This window comes from Psychrobacter sp. T6-4 (assembly GCF_052258425.1).
In the GTDB taxonomy this organism is placed as follows: Bacteria; Pseudomonadota; Gammaproteobacteria; order Pseudomonadales; family Moraxellaceae; genus Psychrobacter.
Genome location: NZ_JBQQEZ010000005.1, coordinates 51,760 through 70,993, shown reverse-complemented (window position 1 = coordinate 70,993; position 19,234 = coordinate 51,760). Strand labels below are relative to the sequence as shown.

Here is a 19,234-nt window from a genome sequence, read left to right as displayed (position 1 = left end):
TTGCACGGATCAAAACATAAAAAACCGCTAACTCAGTAGCGGTTTTTTTGTCTTAGTTTGAACTAAATACTAGACTTACTCTGGTGTTTTAGAGATTACATCGTTCAATAACCATACTGGCTTAACTAGGCCTGAAGCTTCATCAGCAACCGCTTCTTGACGGACATCTAACACGTAGCGGTAGTTTGGCTCATAAGTGAACCCTTGGATATCACCGCTTAAGTTAGTAAAGTTCTTTTGGTAAGTATGACGATACTGCAAGCAAGTTGATTGTACTTTTGTGCCATCAGTAGCAGTCAATTCACAAACAGCTTTACGCGGCGCAACTTCTACTTGAAAGCTTTTGATGTTAACGACTTTAACATCCATAGCTTGACCTTCTACGACCATAGTACGCTGGTCATCTAAGCCCATGCTCGAACAACCTGCAAGTGCAAAAGTGGTCATCAATGCTGCTATAGCTAATTTTTTCATTGGTGTATCCTCATACAATTATTATCAAATTTTTAGTATTAATTATCGATATCGTTAGAGCGAAGTTGGTCTAACGATATCGATAATTTTTTATAGTAGTAAGGACACTCGGTTACATCATTTGAACTATAGTTTTTTGAACGACAATAGATCAGCATGTATTTAGTGAGTGCCCTTATAAATACTTCGCTCAGTATAGAAGCTTTAAAACCTTATCTTCTATGACTGCTTTGTAATTAAACGTCAGTATTTGCAACTGATATCACTCATGTCAGATAATCTAAGACGCACTAACTACGATAGTCTGCATTTATCTTGACGTAATCATAAGATAAATCACAAGTATAGACGGTATCTGTCGCCGACCCTCGCGCCAAATCGATATGAATGGTAATCTCAGCACGCTTCATAACCTCCTTACCTGCGTCTTCTGTATAGTCTGGAGCCACGCCACCATTTTGACAGATCATAATGTCGTCCAAATAGACATCCACTTGCTCAGTATCCAAATCATCGATACCCGCGTAGCCGACTGCCGCTAGGATACGACCCCAATTGGCGTCGCTTGCAAAGAATGCCGTTTTCACGAGTGGCGAGTGAGCAACGGCGTACGCAACGTCGCAGCACTCTTGCGTAGTTTTGCCGCCAGTGACCTTGACCGTCATAAATTTAGTCGCGCCCTCACCATCTCGGACGATCAGCTGCGCTAAGCGCAAAAACACTTCGGTAAGCGTATCGACCAAAGGCTGATAATGCGCGTGATCAGAGCTATCTATAATCTCTGAGCTGGCCGTGCCCGTTGCAATCAGCACGCAGCAATCATTGGTCGACATGTCGCCATCGACAGTAATGCGGTTAAAAGATTGCTCATTAATAGTGACTAATATCTCTTGCAATAAATCAGCGGCGATATTGGCATCAGTTGCTACAAATCCAAGCATGGTCGCCATATTAGGACGTATCATACCTGAGCCTTTTGAGATACCTGTGACATGATAGCGCGCGCCGTCGACCTCGATTTTTTGACTGGCAAGCTTAGGAATGGTATCTGTAGTACGTATACCATTAGCCGCAGCGAGCCAGTTATCAGATCCAAGCGCCTCTATTGCAGCGTCAAGTCCAGTAATGACGGCATCGCTATTGAGCGGCTCGCCAATGACCCCTGTTGAGAATGGCAATATCGTATGAGTATCGACACTAGTTTTGTTTGCCAAAGCTCTACAAATATCTTTGGCGCGGCGGATACCATCAGCACCAGTACCCGCGTTAGCATTGCCAGTGTTGGTGATTAGGTACCGCGGACTGCTATGAGCAAAGTGCTCACGTAGAACGCGTACGGGCGCGGCGCAAAAGGTGTTTTTGGTGGTCACTACTGCTGTCGTTGCCGCTTCATTGATTTTTATGATGACTAAATCATCGCGGTCTTTGTAGCGCACGCCAGCTGCCGTTGCACTCAAGGTAATGCCATCAATAGCATAAATAGTATCAGGTATAGTTATATCGCCAACAGCCATGGCAGTCTCCTTTTTATATGAATAATTTAATTGTCGTTACTTAAGTCAAATACCGACCAAATAGGCGCGTGGTCAGAGGGTTTTTCCATAGCGCGTAGCTCATAGCTGATGCCAGCATCTACGCAGTGCTCGACCAAATCGGGTGTGCACAAAATATGATCGATACGCATACCGCGTTTGGGCTCATCATTAAAGCCGCGACTACGATAATCAAACCAGCTATAAAAATCTGTGCTCTCTGGGTAATGCAAACGATAAGTGTCGATCAGCTCGCACGCCATCAACCTCTCGTACCATTCGCGCTCCTCTGGCAAAAATGAGGTTTTACCCTGTTTTAGCCAGCGTTTCATACTAGCCTCACCGATGCCAATATCGAGATCCTCTGGTGCAATATTCATATCCCCCATAACGATCATCGTACGCCCCTCACTTTTTAAGGTAACGATGTAATCGATGAGATCGGCGTAATAAGCACGTTTCATCGGAAACTTAGTAGGATGATCTCGGCTCTCTCCTTGCGGAAAATAGCCATTTAATACATCAATCTCACGACCTTGTATTACGTAGCGCGCATGAATAAAGCGTTTTTGATCCTCTTCGCTTTCGTGCGCAAATCCCTTTTGTACAAATATCGGCGCAACTTTTGAGAGCAGCGCAACGCCGTAATGCGCTTTTTGACCAAAGTATTCTACGTGGTAGCCCAAACCTTCTACGTTTTTTAGTGGAAACTGCTCATCGTGGACTTTGGTCTCTTGTAATCCTATGACATCAGGATCGATGACGGCTTGTAATGCCTCTAACTGATGTTGACGGGCGCGAATACCATTGATATTAAAGCTAACAAAACGGGTCATACTTTATCCTATATAAATAGTGAGGCGATATATCAGCCAGATAACTTACTCACCTATCTGGCCAACTCAAATACTGTCCGTATCATAACAGAATTGCGCGCCGCTATCTGTTGCACGCCTCTATTAGGTAGGCTAAAGTAGCTATATTAATCAAACTATACATAGAGAACTTTATGAGCAAAACTGAAAATATAGTAGCCTCTAATAATGATAAAGCGTCACTTAAGCCTTTATTTGCCACCGACTATCATATCTATATCAATCATACTGACGCCGGCGGCATCGTTTATCATGCCAATCATTTGGTGTTCTTTGAGAACTGTCGCCGTGATTGGTTTACCAAAATAGGTATCAATGGCTATTTTTTGCAAAATGATAGCGGACAAGTGCAGCACTTCGTGGTTAGTCAAGCGGCGCTTAATTACCGCCAAGCGATATATTTAGACGAGATCATCGATGTGCGCATTGATAAAGTCGAGCTAAAACCTGCCAGTATTATTTTTTATCAAACTATCTATCGCGCAAAGAGCAATACGCTGTTGAGTAGTGCCAAAATTGTTATTGCTTGCGTGCAAAATCAGTTGAGCACTAGCGCTGCGACTTCTACAAAAGCTGATACCAACGCAGTGACTCCAGTTGCCAATGTCACCTCTATACGACCAGTACGCGTGCCAAAAAGTCTGTGCGTTGTCATCGATCAGGCTATTGCTACCCATAGATCCAAAAATTAGTTGTCATGCTCATGTCATATAGTGGCTAAATTTATGTTTCTGTAATCTTGTCAACATCCTTTATAAAATTCATTTTTTAGACTTGGCTACGCTAAACTCGTAGCCTAAATACTTTGTACATTCATATACAAATATATTTTTTTGTATTTTTCAAACATTTATCTTCTATATCTTATCACCTACTACAAAACTCTCTTTATTTTTACCATTTCATATACATTTGTGTATACAAATGCATGCTAATAATAATTTTATTTTTCTACTATATGTTTCATTAAGAATATAAATTTAAAAAGACGCTAACTAAAAAGCAGCTCATCCTCTTTTAATAACCGCTTATCCGAATATCATTGCTTCACAAAAAAAACCTATAATCAATTTTTAATCGAAACCAGACAGTGCTAAGATACATTTTCTAGTACAATTGTAGTTATGTTAATTTATTGCTTAAGTATGTCTTTGTATTACTTAACCTTTTATTTACTGATTGGTAAGTAAGTAAGAGTCATACCTAATAACCCTCTACTCCGTTTACATTTAAGGGACACTGAAGATGACAGTGAACAAACCTTGGCTCGCTCAATATCCTAGCAACGTACCCAAAACCATTGATCCTGATCAGTACAGTAGCTTGATTGAGCTTTATGAGGAGTGCTTTGCACGCTTTCGCTTGCACCCTATCAGTGTTTGCATGGGCGTGACGCATACTTATGGCGATATCGATGATGCTTCGCAAGCGGTCGCTGGATGGTTGCAGGCGCAAGGATTACCACAGGGGTCTGTAGTCGCTTTGATGATGCCAAACGTACCACAATATCTGCCTATTATGATCGGGATACTGCGCGCAGGCTATGTCTGTACCCCGATTAATCCTCTGTACACAGGTCGTGAGCTGCGTCATCAGCTTAATGATTCTGGTGCCAAAACGATATTTATCGTCGAAAATTTCGCTCAAGCATTAGAACAAGTCGTTGAAGAGACACCTATCAAACATATTGTCTTATCTAAGATGGGCGATATGATGGGCTTAAAAGGTATGCTAGTAAATACCATCATTCGCCGTGTCAAGCGCTTGGTACCTAAGTACAAGCTTAATGATCCAAAACGCGAAGTGACTAAGTTCCCTGATGTGCTTCGACGCGGCAAAAACCTACCGCTACAAAAGCCAAAGATGACGCTTGAGCAAAAAGCGTTTTTGCAATATACCGGTGGTACGACTGGACTGTCTAAAGGCGCAATTTTGTCACAGCGCAATGTGGTTGCCGCCGCTTTGCAGTCTGAGGCATGGACACGACCTATTACCTCAGAGATTGATGAGGTATATATCAATATGGTGATGGCACTGCCGCTCTATCATATATTTGCCTTTATGCTAAGTCTGCTCGCCATGCGCTCAGGCTACACCTTTATATTGGTGCCTAACCCGCGTGATATTCCAGGATTTGTCAAAACCTTATCCAAACAACCCTTCCATGTATTCCCTGCGGTCAATACTTTGTTCAAAGGATTACTGGATAACCCTAACTTTAGCACTCTTGATTTTAGCTCGCTTCGTATTTCACAAGCAGGGGGTATGGCAGCCACTCAGCAGACAGCAGCGCGCTGGCTTGAAGTGACAGGGTGTGCGATGATTGAGGGCTGGGGCATGACTGAAGGCGTTGCCGCAGGTACGGCTAATATCGTCACTGATCGCAAATTCAACGGCACCATTGGTCTACCTGTTCCGAGTATGGATGTCATCGTCATCGATGAAGAGGGCAATCGCGTAGGCATCAATGAGCCAGGTGAGATGTGCATCAAAGGCCCTAACGTCACAGCAGGATACTTAAATAAAGACTCTAGCGAAGCCTTTACTAAAGACGGTTACTTCCGTACAGGCGATATTGTGAGTATGGATGATAGAGGGTACTTCAACCTACTTGATCGCAAAAAAGATATGATCTTGGTTTCAGGATTCAATGTCTTCCCGAACGAGGTAGAATCTGTCATGCTAGATTGTGATGGTATCGTGGATTGTGCGGTAATAGGTATTCCTGATGAGCGTCAGGGTGAAGCGGTCAAAATCTACGTGATAAGAGCAGATGCAAATGTAACCAAAGACGTTGTTAAAGACTTTGCGCTAGATAATTTAACAGGGTATAAATGTCCTCGTTATATCGAATTCGTTGATGAGCTACCTAAGAGTAATGTCGGTAAGGTACTGCGCCAAAAGTTACGTGAAAAACATATGGCAGATCATCCTCAGCTTTGAGCTGTCGATACCTTGGACCTCTAGTGGCTTGAACGTTATAGCACAAAAAAGCACCCTACAAGATTGTAAGGTGCTTTTTTTATGAGCAATATAAATTAGCTTGCTTTGGTAATTAAACTCAAAGGTAGGTATTTCATTGCAGGGCTTACAATAGACCAAGGCAAGCTTGGCACGCAGGCTTGTGCAACACCAGATTCTATAGCAGCGACGATAGCTTTAGTGCCCTTGTTAGCACTGACCTCAAAAGGTAATGGCTTAGCATTTTCATTAATCTCAGTACGTATATAACCTGGAAAGATAGTAGAGACTTTGATAGGGAGTTTTTCAAGTATCATATCAGCGCGAATACCTTCAGCCAAATGCGCAATGCCAGCTTTACTTGCACCATAAGTCGTCATGTGTTTTGGTAAACCGCGCATGGCGGACATGCTCGATATAACTACCAGATGACCATGGTTTTGTTTGCGAAAAATCTTCATGCCTGCTTCACACTGCGCTAGTGCTGATATAAAGTTGATCTCAGCGGTGCGCCTGTTGATACTAAAGCGACCTTTTCCGATGCGGCGACTCTCACCAATCCCTGCGTTCACCACTACCCGATCTATAGTGCCAAAATCGGCGACGAACTCATCAAACACTGTAAATATAGCGCTATAGTCGGTCACATCTAATCCCCGATACTCGACACGAATATCAGGATATTTGGATAAAATATCTGTTTTTAGCTGCTCTAAACGACTAGTGCGGCGCGCGCAAATGGCTAAGTTATAACCTAGTCTGGCAAATAACCATGCCATGCCCTCACCAAGTCCTGAGCTGGCACCTGTAACCAGCACTGTCTTGCCCTGTCCTACTTGCTGCTGGTTTAATCGGGCAAGATAACGCCCAGGTTTGATCGCACTAACTAATTGCGCTTTACGGTTCTTGGCCGTTTGCGTCATTAAATTTACCAATTTACTTTGCATAGATAGCTCCTTGTATATCAGTAGCAATGTAACACTTAATCGCAGTCTTTATGCGTCAAAGTATACGGCTAAAACACAATAGTATAGTATGCCTGCGTAGATAATTGAACGGCAATTGTGTATAGCAGACTAGAGGCTTAGGGTCTGTTGAACATTCAAACATTAGGACTGCTGATAGCTAAAATTGCACCAAACTAGGCGTAAACCGAAGATAATGTCTAGACATTAGCTAGATTTACAACACCGTTTGGGGTGATTTTAGCATCAGCCTTTCAAGGCGAGGCTATTTTTTGCCAATACATGGCGAAGTTATCTAACCTAGAATGACTAGGCCGCAAGAATTTCACTGCGTATTGCTTAAAAAATAGCGCCCGCCAGTTCCACATTTGAATGTTCAACAGACCCTAGTGTATTTAAATGAACAAACCCTTAAAGCCAATCCCTAGCGCCACGTCACAAAACGCTCACCACCTGCAAACAGGTGACTGTGCTCATTCAAAGACAATAGACGTGTACCACCTTTGTTCATAGTAATAGCGGTAACACCTGTGTTGATAAGCTTTCTGTTTAGGGTATAAGCAAGCGGACTGCCCTGCTCTAGCAATTGCGCGCTTATCGCTGCGATGACGCCGCCTGAGGTAAAAACCAGCACGGTACTATCATGACCCAAATCAGCTCGCTGCGTTATTTGAGTCCGAATAGTGTCAAGTCCACTTTGTGCACGCTTGTTGAACTGAGTCCAGCTTTCGATATAGTCACTATCATTGTCGCCAGCATGCCAGCGCTGCATAGCCTCGTCAAATAGCTCTGCTAGGCGTACATTGGGCACTTTTGCCTTAGCAATCTCTGTCGCTATAGTACCTGGATTACTAAATGCGCTATTGGATTTTATAAACACGTCTCTATGATTGAATTCATTAAATACTGGCAATACCGAGCTATCGGGCATTTGCCTATCAATATCAAAGATATGGTTTGATAGGGTTGTATCACTTTGAGCAAATGAGTCCTTATAATACGACCAAAAGTGCTCGGCGGACTCTTTTTGCCGTACTAAGCTGCCACTAAAAATCGCATCAATACGGCGCTGAGTCGCTCCATAATGCGCGCCTAATAGCTGAGCTTGCCTGATGCCAAGCTCTGAGAGCTTATCGTAATTTTCTTGTCCAAATGATGCCTGTCCGTGGCGGGCGAGCAAAATAGTTGTCATTATGGTAGTGCCTTTATAGTTTGTTCAATTAAGTTTAATAAATAAAAACCAGTGAACTAGGCCTAGCTCACTGGTTTGTTACCTTAAATTTAAGCCATTAGCTATCAATGAATTTATCAGATGCTGACTCAAAATAGCCTTTGGGCAACACGCTTTTGACGACTTTTTGTATAGGCGCTGGTAGCTGCTCTACCATTGCTGCATCGACGCCGATCTCTTGCAAATGCGGTTGTACGCGGCGGGTAAATAGCGCCTCACCCTCATACTTAGCAATGAGCTTAAGGCATTTAGCGTGCAATACATGAACGATAATCCAAAAATTCTTAAAGGCAGGATTTTTGGTTTGTTTATGATAGTAGCGATAATAAATCTGCTGAACGATACCCGCTAGGCGAAATAATCCAAACACTTCATAAAATGTCCAGTTATCGACCTCAAGACCTGTTTGCTTAAGATAGTAATCGACCACCTCATCACGAGTCATCATGCCTTTTAGATGGGTCGGCTGACGACGCGACTGCTGCATGATTATGTTGTCATCGGCCTCAATCCAGTACGCTAGCGCACTTCCTAGATCCATCAGCGGATCGCCAAGGGTTGCCATCTCCCAATCGAGCACACCGATCACCTCAGTAGGATTATCTGCATTCAAGATAACATTATCAAAGCGCCAGTCATTGTGAATCACGCATGTTTTGCTATCACTTGGCGTATGAGTGGTCAACCATTGACGCACTAAAGCATAGCTTGGCACATTGGGCGTCTTAGCCTTGACGTAGCGCTTGTTCCAACCGCTCACTTGACGCTCGCAGTACCCCTCTCCGCGGCCCAATTCAACCAGATCAGGATGCTCTGCGTAGTCCACTTGATGGAGCTCAACGAGTGCATCTATGACATTGGTACATAGCGCGCGCGTTTGCAACTTGTCAAGCTCAACTCCCTTTGGCAGATTAGCGCGTGGAATAATGCCCTCCATACGCTCCATCACATAAAAGTCAGCACCGATGATGTCCTCGTCGGTACATAGCGCGACCATCTTTGGAACATAGGGATAGGCATCCTTGAGCGCCTTTTGCACCGTGTACTCGCGTACCATATCATGAGCAGATTTGGCTTTGGTGCCCTTGGGTGGACGACGCAGGATTAGATCCTGATTGTCATACTCTAAGCGATAGGTCCAATTCGACGCGCCCCCTGAGAACTGAGTCACGATAGGTGAGCCTTTAATATCAACGCCTTGATTGCGTAGCCATATACTGACCGCTGCTGTATCTAACTCTTCACCATCACGAATCTGACCGCCTTGGTCTAAAACCTTTTGATCTACAGCCTTGTCGCCACTTGGCAGATTGCCTTTATTATCAGTTGCCATATATTTGTCCTTTTCTATTTTACACTTAGACTATTTTTAACGTTTTAGACGAACGCCGTGACGCTTTAACTCTAATTTGGCAATCATGGTTTTGTGCACCTCGTCAGGACCATCCGCTAAGCGCAATGCACGAGCCTGAGCGAAGAAACTTGGCAACATCGTATCTTGACAGACGCCCATACCGCCATGTATCTGAATAGACATATCGACCACTTCTTGTAGTACGGTTGGCGCCACTACTTTAATCGCTGATATTTCAGTCAAAGCCGCTTTGGTGCCTTGGCTATCCATCTTTTGCGCCGCATATAGGGTCAATAGACGTGCTTGATCAATCTTGATACGTGCCTCCGCAATGCGCTCAAGGTTGCCGCCTAATTGCAACAAAGGCTTACCAAAAGCGGTGCGCTCAGTGCCGCGCTTAATGGCCAGCTCAAGTGATTTTTCGGCCGCGCCTATACAGCGCATGCAATGGTGAATACGGCCTGGCCCTAATCGACCTTGGGCAATCTCAAAGCCCATACCTGGTCCGCCGATAAAGTTATCAATCGGTACGCGTACATTATCAAAGCTAACTTCGCCATGCCCATGCGGCGCATCATAATCACCGAATACTTTTAGCATGCGCTCAATGTTGACGCCTGCGGTTTTGGCAGGGACGAGTACCATAGAGTGCTGATGATGACGATCTTGTTCCTCGTTTGGTGTATGTGCCATGACGATGAGCACATCAACCGCAGGATCGCCTAGGCCTGATGACCACCATTTGCTACCGTTAATGACGATCTCATCACCATCGACGACAGCAGTCGCCTGCATATTAGTCGCGTCACTTGAGGCCACCTCAGGCTCAGTCATACAAAATACAGAGCGAGTTTTGCCCTCTAATAATGGCGTAAGCCACTTATCTTGTTGATCGGTACTGCCATAACGCCATAATAATTCCATGTTGCCACTATCAGGAGCATTACAGTTGAAGACATACGGCGCAAGCAAACTGCGACCTGTCAGCTCTGCAATCGGCGCATAGTCTGTTACAGACAAGCCTGCACCTAACGTATCATCAGGCAAAAACAAATTCCAAAGACCTGCCTCGCGCGCTTGTTTACGCAAGCTCTCGTATTTTTCGGGCCATTGCCAGTTTTTCCAGTTGCCATCTGGGTTTTGCTCGTGGCAGTCGTGCCAAAACTCTGCCTCTATTGGCTCGATATGAGTGGCAATAAAGTCTTTAACTCGGTTATGCATCTCTTGACCGTGCTCACTGACGGCAAACATAGCCTTGGCTGTCGTTGTTGGTTTTTCTGTAGACGTTGTTGGCTTTTCTGTAGACATAATTATTTCCTTTTTCCTTGTGACGCATTATTTATGCAGGTTTATAGTTTGGTGTACGTACGTTTACTCTTTTTGATATGCTACATTTATAACATAGGCGCTACCAATAAACAGCAAAAAAGGCGCGACCGACTAGGACACGCCTTTACAAAACATACACAGTTAATGATGCTACTAGAGCTACTTTAAAATATTTAAGCGCTGATTGAGATCAAAACGCATGAGCGCGTCAGGCAATTTATCGATTGCCATTGTAAGGGTTGCTTCAGCCGCCTGCGCTAAACCTAGCTTCTCTGCCAATGTAGGCTTTTGACGAGAGTGTAGCGCGTAGACTTCATTGTCCTTCATCAGCTCAAGCAAGTAGCTGTCTGAGGTTTGTAGGCTATCAATGAGGTTAAGCTCGATTGCATCTTCACCATACCAGTGCTCACCTGTCGCTACTTTTTGTAGATCCAATTTTGGACGATAAGTGGTCACAAAATGCTTAAATAACTCATGAGTTTGCTCAAGCTCTTGTTGATATTTGGCGCGGTCTTCGTCGTCATTTTCACCAAATACAGTCACTGTGCGTTTGTAGTCACCAGCAGTAAACATCTCGTAATCGACGTCATGGTTTTTAAGCCATTTATGAAAGTTTGGTAATTGCGATACCACACCGATAGAACCGATAATGGCAAAGGGCGCAGCGATAATTTTGTCTGCAACGCAGGCCATCATATAGCCGCCACTTGCCGCCACTTTGTCCACACAGACGGTCAATGTCAAACCAGCGTCCTTTAGGCGAGCCAATTGCGCTGCTGCAAGACCGTAACCATGTACCACCCCGCCTGGCGACTCTAAACGTATAACGACCTCATCGCCTTTATTCGCCGTGCTGATAAGAGTGCTAATCTCTTCACGTAGATGCTTGACAGCGCTGGCTTTAATATCGCCATCAAAATCTAATACAAAGACTTGCGTGCTTTTATCAGCATCTTTGTTTTTCTTCTTGGCTTTTGATTTTGCTTTTAGCGCTTGCTTAGCTTTTTTTGCCATGTTTTTTTTAAGTAGCTTGAGTGCCGCTTTGCCTTGCGTGGCTTCCATGAGATCTTCGCGGCGTTGTTCTTGCGCTTTATTAAGGTGGCGAACTTTGAGCTCAACAGGGTTCTTGGGAGGATTAAATAGCATGAACAGTATTCCTTTTTATAGTATAAATAATCTTATGATATTTTGATTGATAGCTATGAAGTCATTTTGATATGAGCGCATGAGTGCTGGTTTTCAAGCCAAGTAAATATATTTATCTGACTACCTCCACGGTAAATGACGCAAGTTTGAACCGTTAGCCTTTATCGTCACAAGTAGATTATCGCATCAGAGTTGTATAACAAAAACACATTAGGCATAATATGCGTTTGCACAAAACTTTCTACTACTAGCGCTACGGCTACTTATTTATGAGCCGTTTTAGTTGTGCTGACTCCTTTATTAGCTAATAATCCCATTTTTAGCACTATTGCCTTTGAATTGACTTGATAACTGGATAACTAAATATTATGACACAGAGCACTATGACGCACAGCGGCTACCGAGACGAATATTGCGGCGCCGTAACAGAGAGCTTACTTGAGCAAACCATCACTATCGTAGGGTGGGTACATCGTCGTCGTGATCACGGTGGCGTGATTTTTTTAGATATGCGCGACCGCGCAGGCATATTGCAAGTCGTCGTCGATCCTGATACGCCAGAGGCCTTTGCTACCGCAGATGCGGCCCGACCAGAGTATGTCCTCAAGATTACAGGACGCGTGCGTCGTCGTTACGAAGGTACTGAAAACGCCAATATGACTAGCGGTCAAGTCGAGCTACTTGGTAAAGAGATTGAAGTACTAGCCAAGTCTGAAACGCCGCCATTTCCGCTAAATGATGAGAACATGACGGTATCTGAGGATCTGCGTCTTAAGTATCGCTACCTTGATATGCGTCGCCCGCAAATGCAAGAGCGCATGGTGTTTCGCGCTAAAGCCACCTCAGCAATTCGTCGTTATTTAGACGATCATGGCTTTTTGGATGTTGAGACGCCTATTTTGACTCGTGCTACCCCAGAGGGCGCGCGCGACTACTTAGTACCGTCACGTACGCGTCCGGGCAACTTCTTTGCTTTGCCGCAGTCGCCGCAATTGTTTAAACAACTATTGATGGTATCAGGCTTTGATCGCTATTATCAAATCGCCAAGTGTTTCCGTGATGAAGATCTGCGTGCTGATCGTCAACCTGAATTTACTCAAGTGGATATTGAGACCTCTTTTTTAAACGAAGAAGAGATCATGACTATCAATGAAGGTCTTATCAAACACGTTTTTAAGACGATGATGGATATCGAGCTTGCTGATTTTCCGCGTATGACTTACGAGGAGGCCATGCGTGACTATGCGTCAGACAAGCCTGATCTGCGTATACCCCTCAAACTGATCGACGTTGCAGACTTGATGCAAAGCGTTGACTTCAAAGTATTCTCAGGTCCAGCCAATGATCCAAAAGGTCGCGTAGCCGCCCTACGTATCCCAAATGGCGCGTCAATCAGCCGCAAGCAAATCGATGCGTATACCAAGTTCGTGGGTATTTACGGCGCGCGTGGTCTGGCTTATATCAAAGTCAATGACGCAAACAACATAAACAATGGCGTCGATAAAGAGTCAGGTTTGCAATCCCCTATTATCAAGAACATGACCGATGACGTTCTTGCTAGTCTAATTGAACGTACTGGCGCTGAGAGTGGCGATATTATCTTCTTTGGTGCGGACAAAGCCAGTACGGTCAATGATGCGATGGGCGCACTACGTCAAAAGATCGGTCTTGATCTTGAAATGCAAACTTGTGAGTGGGCGCCGCTCTGGGTCACAGACTTCCCTATGTTTGAGCAGACAGACGATGGTCGCTGGACGTCAATGCATCATCCGTTCACTAAACCTAAAGGCTCTGTTGAAGAATTGAAAACCAACCCAGAGTCAGCGCTCTCAATCGCCTACGATATGGTGCTAAACGGTACTGAAATCGGCGGTGGTAGCCTACGTATCAATACGCTTGAGATGCAACAAGCGGTATTTGAAGCGCTAGGAATTGATGAGCAAGAGGCTGAAGATAAATTTAGCTTCTTACTCGACGCGCTTAAGTTCGGTGCGCCGCCGCATGGTGGTCTCGCGTTTGGTCTAGATCGCCTGATTATGCTTATGGTAGGCGCAAGCTCTATCCGTGACGTCATTGCCTTCCCAAAAACTAAGACAGCTGACTGTCCATTGACCGAAGCACCAGCACCTGTAGATCCTAAGCAGTTACGTGAGCTTGGTATACGTCTGCGTGAAAAAGTTCAGGTAGATACGGATAGACCTGCTCAATAGGGATTTGAGTCAAAACCACTATAATGATATCAGGTTATGTGAACGCCTATGAATCCATATAATCTTTTTAAGTTCGTGCCGCTACCTGTACTACAAGTAGTGGCGCGCGCTGCTACATCAGTGGTTGTGCGATCACCTAAGACAAGTATCGTCCGTACTATCAAAATTAATATGGCATTGATAGCGCCTGTGCCAGATGATTTGGACAAAAAAGTATCTGTTAAAAAGATAGTTCGTAATCAGTTTTTAGGGAGTGTTGAATCTATCAAGTCTTGGGCGATGCCTCCAGAGTGGAGCATTGCTCAAATTGTAGAGGTTCATAATAAAGATATCTTTCTACAAGGACTCGCTAACCCTAATGGTATGCTCGCTATCGTACCGCATTTGGGTACGTGGGAGATGATGAACGCCTGGCTCAATCAGTTTGGCGCACCGACCATCATGTACAAGCCTGTCGAAAACAAGCGATTAAACGACTTTATATTACAAGGACGTGCGCGGCTTAATGCCAGCCTAGTGCCTACTGATGCTAGCGGCGTCAAAGCTGTCTTTAAGACGCTAAAACAGGGCGGCTTTAGTATTATACTGCCCGACCATGTCCCAGACCCTTCAGGCGGCGTTATTGTGCCGTTCTTTGGTATTGACACTCTAACGAGCACCCTTGCACCCAAGCTTACCAGCAAAACCAAATGCGCTTTGGTAGGACTAGCTTGTATCCGCCGTAATGACAGACGTGGCTTTGATATCTACTGCTACAAGCTTGATGATCCAGACTTATATAATCGCGATGTTAAGGTAGCCACTCAAGCACTTAACCAAGCGATGGAGCATATGATACTCGATAACTTTAGTCATTATATGTGGGGTTATCGGCGCTTTAAGCGTATACCAAATCTAGGCAATCCTTATCGTAAAACCAAGACAAAACTGGCCAATTTTATCAACGCCAACCGAGCAGTGCTTGACGATCCCACATTCGATACTCCCAAATAGTCAATAATTTTATACCTGATAATACGAGTACATTATGGCACCTGATACCTTTAATTCGCTGTCTACTAACTCGTCTAAGCATCATATGAATGCCGAGCCACGCTATATCATATGTATGAAATGGGGCGATAAATACGGTGCCGAGTACGTCAATCGCCTCTATAATATGGTGAGCCGTCATTTGACCTTAGACTTTCAAATGGTTTGTCTTACCGATGACAGTACTGGTATTGATCCAAATATCAAATGCTACCCAATTCCTGAGATGGACTTGCCACCAGGGCCTGAGCGTGGCTGGAAAAAACTGACCACTTTCAAACCTGAGCTGTATGACCTAAAAGGGGTTGCGCTGTTTTTGGATATTGATATTGTTATCGTTGATAATATCGATAGCTTTTTTACTTATGAATCCAAATATGATGATAGCGTCGTTATTATCCGCGATTGGAAAAAGCCATGGCGGATGATCGGTAATAGCTCTGTTTACCGCTTTAAAATTGGACAGAACACATACCCTAATCTGCTCAGTAACTTTGAGCATAATTTTAATACTATCCGTACCCAAGTTCGTCATGAGCAAGCCTATCTATCCAACTATCTGCGCGAGCATCATCATTTAGAGTATTGGCCTAAAGAGTGGTGCGTAAGTTTTAAATACCAATGCATTGCCCCTATTCCTTTGAACTTCGTACGTGCGCCTATACTCCCTGATAACGCCAAGATCGTTATATTTCATGGGGAAATAAATCCGCCCGATGCTATTGAAGGCGGTAGCGGCAAATGGTATCGTCATGTCAAGCCCAGTCCTTGGCTAAAAGTTCACTGGCAGTAAGACAACCCACAATGACAATAACCCGTACTATCGCTAAAAATCATATTGACTTGGAGCAGACCGCTTCGCATCCTTTGCCTGTGGATATTGTCATCGCTTGGGTGGACGGTAACGATCCACTCTTAAAGCAAAAAAGAGAGAAGTACAAGTCAAACAATACGCTAGCCTCAGAGGCCATCATTGCCACACGTTTCGCCAGTGACAATGAAATTTACTACAACATTGCCTCCATTTTAAAATACGTGCCGTTTTGTCGTCACATTTATATTGTCAGCGATCAGCAAAGACCAGCTTTACTCGATGAGTTTGCCGCGCAGAATATCTGCTCTAAAGATAAAATACGTATTATCGATCATAGCGTATTATTTGCAGGCTACGAGCAGTACTTACCCACCTTTAATACGCGCTCGATCGAAACGATGCTTTGGAATATTCCGGGTTTATCTGACTACTTTATTTATATGAATGATGATTTTTTCTTTAACCAAGCGGTGACTTTGGATGACTTTATAGCTGACGATAACTTTATCCTTTATGGTCATTGGCGCAACAATGCACCCTTACTTGCCAAACTTAAATTGCGTCAGTCTCGCCAAAAGCTCTTTGGAACCCCTTTACAACCTAAACATACGGTCGCGCAGATGCTAAGTGCAAAAATATTAGGACTATCTCAGTATTTTGAGATTCATCATTATCCTCATATCGTAGATAAAAATATCTTACAAACCTATTTGCTAGATCATCCGCAGTTTTTGCAGACTCAGATTAAATACAAGTTTAGAGATGTCGCGCAAGTGAATCCTATAACACTAATGAATCATCTCAAAATTCAAAAGCATGAAGCTATACTTAAGCCTGAGACCTCGATAAATTATATTAAAAAAGCCAAGACTGTCGATGACTTTATTGCAAACCTGAATGATGAGTCCATTAAATTTGGCTGTATCCAAAGCCTAGATTTGCTCGATTCTGACTCTTACAATAGGATCAGCAATGCTATGATACACAAATTCTCAAAGCATTTACCGTCGTCACTATTAATAGAAAACAATCAGTAGTTGCCACTATCCATCAGTTACTCAGCACTAAACCACGAACAAAACCTAATCTTGGACTTTTTATGAAAATAGCAGTAGTAGGTACAGGTTATGTCGGTTTATCCAATGCAATGCTCCTCGCTCAGCACAATACTGTCGTTGCTGTTGACGTTGTGCCCGAAAAAATCGACTTACTCAACGCCAAAAAATCGCCTATTGAAGATAAAGAGATTGAGGATTTTTTAGTTAATAAAAACATCGATTTTACCGCAACCCTTGATACTGTCGCAGCTTATAAAGACGCGGACTTTATTATTATTGCCACTCCTACTGACTATGACTCCAAGACCAATTACTTTAATACTCAAAGCGTTGACACTGTTATAAAAGCGGTGCTGGCTGTCAACCAAACCGCCTTAATCGTTATCAAATCAACGGTACCAGTAGGATATACGACTGAAGCAAGAGAACGTTATTCGACCAATAATATTATATTTTCTCCTGAGTTTTTGCGAGAAGGCCAAGCGCTCTATGACAATCTCTACCCCTCTAGAATCATCGTTGGTGGTCAGTCTGAACGCGCGCAGCAATTTGCAAATCTGCTATTACAAGGCGCTATAAAAAAGGACGTTCCGCAGCTATTTACTGAGTCTACTGAAGCGGAAGCGATCAAACTGTTCTCTAACACCTACCTTGCCATGCGCGTAGCCTACTTTAATGAGCTAGACACTTACGCCCAGTCGTTTGGACTGGACACCAAACAAATTATTGAGGGCGTAGGCTTAGACCCAAGAATTGGTAATCACTATAACAACCCCTCATTTGGCTATGGCGGCTACTGCTTACCTAAAGACACCAAGCAACTACTCGCCAATTACGATGAAGTACCAAGTAACTTAATCAAGGCTATTGTAGACTCTAATAGAACGCGCAAAGACTTCATTGCTGATGCTATTTTGGCTAAGAATCCAAAGATCGTTGGCGTGCATCGTCTTGTGATGAAAAGCGGCTCTGACAACTTTAGAGCCTCAGCGATTCAAGGTATTATGAAACGTATTAAAGCAAAGGGTATCGAAGTGGTCGTGTATGAACCTGTATTAGAAGCAGATGAGTTCTTTAACTCAAAAGTGATCAAAGAATTAGAAACCTTTAAAGCGATGAGTGATGTGATCGTTGCCAATCGCTTATCTGCTGATATTGAAGATGTCGCGCACAAAGTATTTACCCGTGATTTGTTTGGGAGCGATTAATGAAAATTTTGGTTACGGGCGCAGCGGGTTTTATTGGTTTTCATGTTATTAAAGCCTTGTTACAGACGTCTTCGTTAGATAAAAACTACTGTATCGTAGGTATCGATAATCTCAATGATTACTACGATGTACCGCTCAAAAATGATCGTTTGCAAATTCTGGATAATATTAAAGGCGATAATAGTTTTAACTTTATTAAATTAGATCTAGCAGATCGTGAGTTAATGGCAGATTTGTTCACTAAATACGGGTTTGATATCGTCATTAATCTTGGTGCGCAAGCAGGCGTTCGCTACTCTATTGAGAACCCGCATGCCTATATGGATTCAAACCTAGTCGGGTTTTTGAACGTGCTTGAAGGCTGTAGACATAGCCGCGTCAAGCACTTACTCTATGCCAGCTCCAGCTCAATATATGGTATGAATACCAAGCAACCGTTCAGCACAGAAGATCGCGTTGATTATCCCATTAGCTTGTATGCTGCCACCAAAAAATCTAACGAATTGATGGCGCACTCTTATAGTCATTTATATAATATACCAACGACAGGTCTACGGTTTTTTACCGTTTATGGACCTTATGGTCGACCCGATATGGCCTATTTTTCTTTTACCAAAAAGATATTAGCAGGTGAGCCAATTGACGTTTTCAATAACGGTGAGATGCAACGCGACTTTACTTATATTGATGATATCGTTGAAGGTATCATTCGCATAATGCATAAAGCACCTGCGCCGCAAGAATCATCTATAACTACCGCAATTGCACCTTATAAGATATATAATATCGGCAATAATCGGCCCATCACCTTACGCCGTTTTATTACCGCAATTGAAACAGCATGCGGTAAAAAAGCGATAGAGAATTTATTACCTATGCAGCCAGGGGATGTTCCTATCACTTATGCAGATATCGACAACTTGCAAAAAGACATAGGCTTTGTGCCTAAAACGAGCATTGAGGACGGTATTAATCAGTTTGTAGCGTGGTATAAAGAATATTATTAAATTTAGCAAAAAACAGCTACTAAGAGGATCAGTAACAA

16 protein-coding genes are annotated in these 19,234 nt (G+C 43.5%); 8 read left to right on the top strand and 8 right to left on the bottom strand.

Going from position 1 to position 19,234, the window contains the following annotated elements; genetic code table 11:
- Positions 1 to 75: 75 nt before the first annotated feature.
- From ACTXGE_RS04995 to xthA, 3 genes are all read right to left on the bottom strand, one after another.
- Positions 76 to 474, bottom strand: coding sequence for a DUF4377 domain-containing protein (locus ACTXGE_RS04995; RefSeq protein ID WP_317198879.1), 399 nt, complete (start codon positions 472 to 474; stop codon positions 76 to 78).
- Positions 475 to 764: 290 nt separating this feature from the next.
- Positions 765 to 1,988: a bifunctional glutamate N-acetyltransferase/amino-acid acetyltransferase ArgJ gene (gene argJ, locus ACTXGE_RS04990; RefSeq protein ID WP_443542231.1), complete on the bottom strand. Its 1,224-nt coding sequence runs from the start codon at positions 1,986 to 1,988 to the stop codon at positions 765 to 767.
- A 26-nt stretch (positions 1,989 to 2,014) separates the two neighbouring features.
- On the bottom strand, positions 2,015 to 2,842 hold the full coding sequence (gene xthA, locus ACTXGE_RS04985; protein WP_443542229.1) for an exodeoxyribonuclease III: 828 nt from the start codon (positions 2,840 to 2,842) through the stop codon (positions 2,015 to 2,017).
- A gap of 173 nt (positions 2,843 to 3,015) precedes the next feature.
- Between xthA and ACTXGE_RS04980 the strand changes: the two genes are divergently transcribed.
- Both ACTXGE_RS04980 and ACTXGE_RS04975 read left to right on the top strand, forming a co-directional pair.
- Positions 3,016 to 3,573 (top strand): thioesterase family protein, encoded by a 558-nt coding sequence (locus ACTXGE_RS04980; RefSeq protein WP_443542227.1) that lies wholly within the window; start codon positions 3,016 to 3,018, stop codon positions 3,571 to 3,573.
- Positions 3,574 to 4,126: 553 nt separating this feature from the next.
- A complete protein-coding gene (locus tag ACTXGE_RS04975; protein ID WP_443542225.1) occupies positions 4,127 to 5,824 on the top strand; it encodes an AMP-binding protein in 1,698 nt (565 codons plus the stop codon).
- Positions 5,825 to 5,919: 95 nt separating this feature from the next.
- Here ACTXGE_RS04975 and ACTXGE_RS04970 read toward each other — a convergent pair whose 3' ends face one another.
- The 5 genes from ACTXGE_RS04970 to sohB all read right to left on the bottom strand — a co-directional run bounded on the left by ACTXGE_RS04970 (position 5,920) and on the right by sohB (position 11,867).
- Positions 5,920 to 6,789, bottom strand: a complete 870-nt coding sequence (locus ACTXGE_RS04970; RefSeq protein ID WP_435948983.1) for an SDR family oxidoreductase — start codon at positions 6,787 to 6,789, stop codon at positions 5,920 to 5,922.
- Positions 6,790 to 7,231: 442 nt separating this feature from the next.
- The gene (locus ACTXGE_RS04965) at positions 7,232 to 7,999 is read right to left on the bottom strand and encodes a histidine phosphatase family protein (RefSeq protein WP_443542223.1); all 768 of its coding nucleotides are present in this window, start codon (positions 7,997 to 7,999) and stop codon (positions 7,232 to 7,234) included.
- A gap of 97 nt (positions 8,000 to 8,096) precedes the next feature.
- A complete protein-coding gene (locus ACTXGE_RS04960) occupies positions 8,097 to 9,371 on the bottom strand; it encodes a phosphotransferase family protein (protein ID WP_443542221.1) in 1,275 nt (424 codons plus the stop codon).
- Between the two features lie 36 nt (positions 9,372 to 9,407).
- On the bottom strand, positions 9,408 to 10,643 hold the full coding sequence (locus ACTXGE_RS04955; protein WP_443542350.1) for an acyl-CoA dehydrogenase family protein: 1,236 nt from the start codon (positions 10,641 to 10,643) through the stop codon (positions 9,408 to 9,410).
- Between the two features lie 237 nt (positions 10,644 to 10,880).
- A complete protein-coding gene (gene sohB / locus ACTXGE_RS04950; RefSeq protein WP_317198887.1) occupies positions 10,881 to 11,867 on the bottom strand; it encodes a protease SohB in 987 nt (328 codons plus the stop codon).
- Between the two features lie 383 nt (positions 11,868 to 12,250).
- Between sohB and aspS the strand changes: the two genes are divergently transcribed.
- The 6 genes from aspS (at position 12,251) to ACTXGE_RS04920 (ending at position 19,196) form a co-directional block, all read left to right on the top strand.
- A complete protein-coding gene (gene aspS, locus ACTXGE_RS04945) occupies positions 12,251 to 14,077 on the top strand; it encodes an aspartate--tRNA ligase (protein WP_443542348.1) in 1,827 nt (608 codons plus the stop codon).
- A 48-nt stretch (positions 14,078 to 14,125) separates the two neighbouring features.
- Positions 14,126 to 15,070 carry a lysophospholipid acyltransferase family protein gene (locus ACTXGE_RS04940; protein ID WP_443542219.1) on the top strand — a complete coding sequence of 315 codons (945 nt, stop codon included), beginning with the start codon at positions 14,126 to 14,128 and terminating at the stop codon, positions 15,068 to 15,070.
- A 34-nt stretch (positions 15,071 to 15,104) separates the two neighbouring features.
- Positions 15,105 to 15,902 carry a glycosyltransferase gene (locus ACTXGE_RS04935; protein WP_443542217.1) on the top strand — a complete coding sequence of 266 codons (798 nt, stop codon included), beginning with the start codon at positions 15,105 to 15,107 and terminating at the stop codon, positions 15,900 to 15,902.
- A gap of 11 nt (positions 15,903 to 15,913) precedes the next feature.
- A complete protein-coding gene (locus tag ACTXGE_RS04930; protein WP_443542215.1) occupies positions 15,914 to 16,960 on the top strand; it encodes a Stealth CR1 domain-containing protein in 1,047 nt (348 codons plus the stop codon).
- Between the two features lie 62 nt (positions 16,961 to 17,022).
- Positions 17,023 to 18,189, top strand: a complete 1,167-nt coding sequence (locus tag ACTXGE_RS04925) for a nucleotide sugar dehydrogenase (protein WP_443542213.1) — start codon at positions 17,023 to 17,025, stop codon at positions 18,187 to 18,189.
- Positions 18,189 to 19,196 (top strand): NAD-dependent epimerase, encoded by a 1,008-nt coding sequence (locus ACTXGE_RS04920; RefSeq protein ID WP_443542211.1) that lies wholly within the window; start codon positions 18,189 to 18,191, stop codon positions 19,194 to 19,196. The genes ACTXGE_RS04925 and ACTXGE_RS04920 overlap by 1 nt, the downstream gene beginning before the upstream one ends.
- Positions 19,197 to 19,234: the final 38 nt, after the last annotated feature.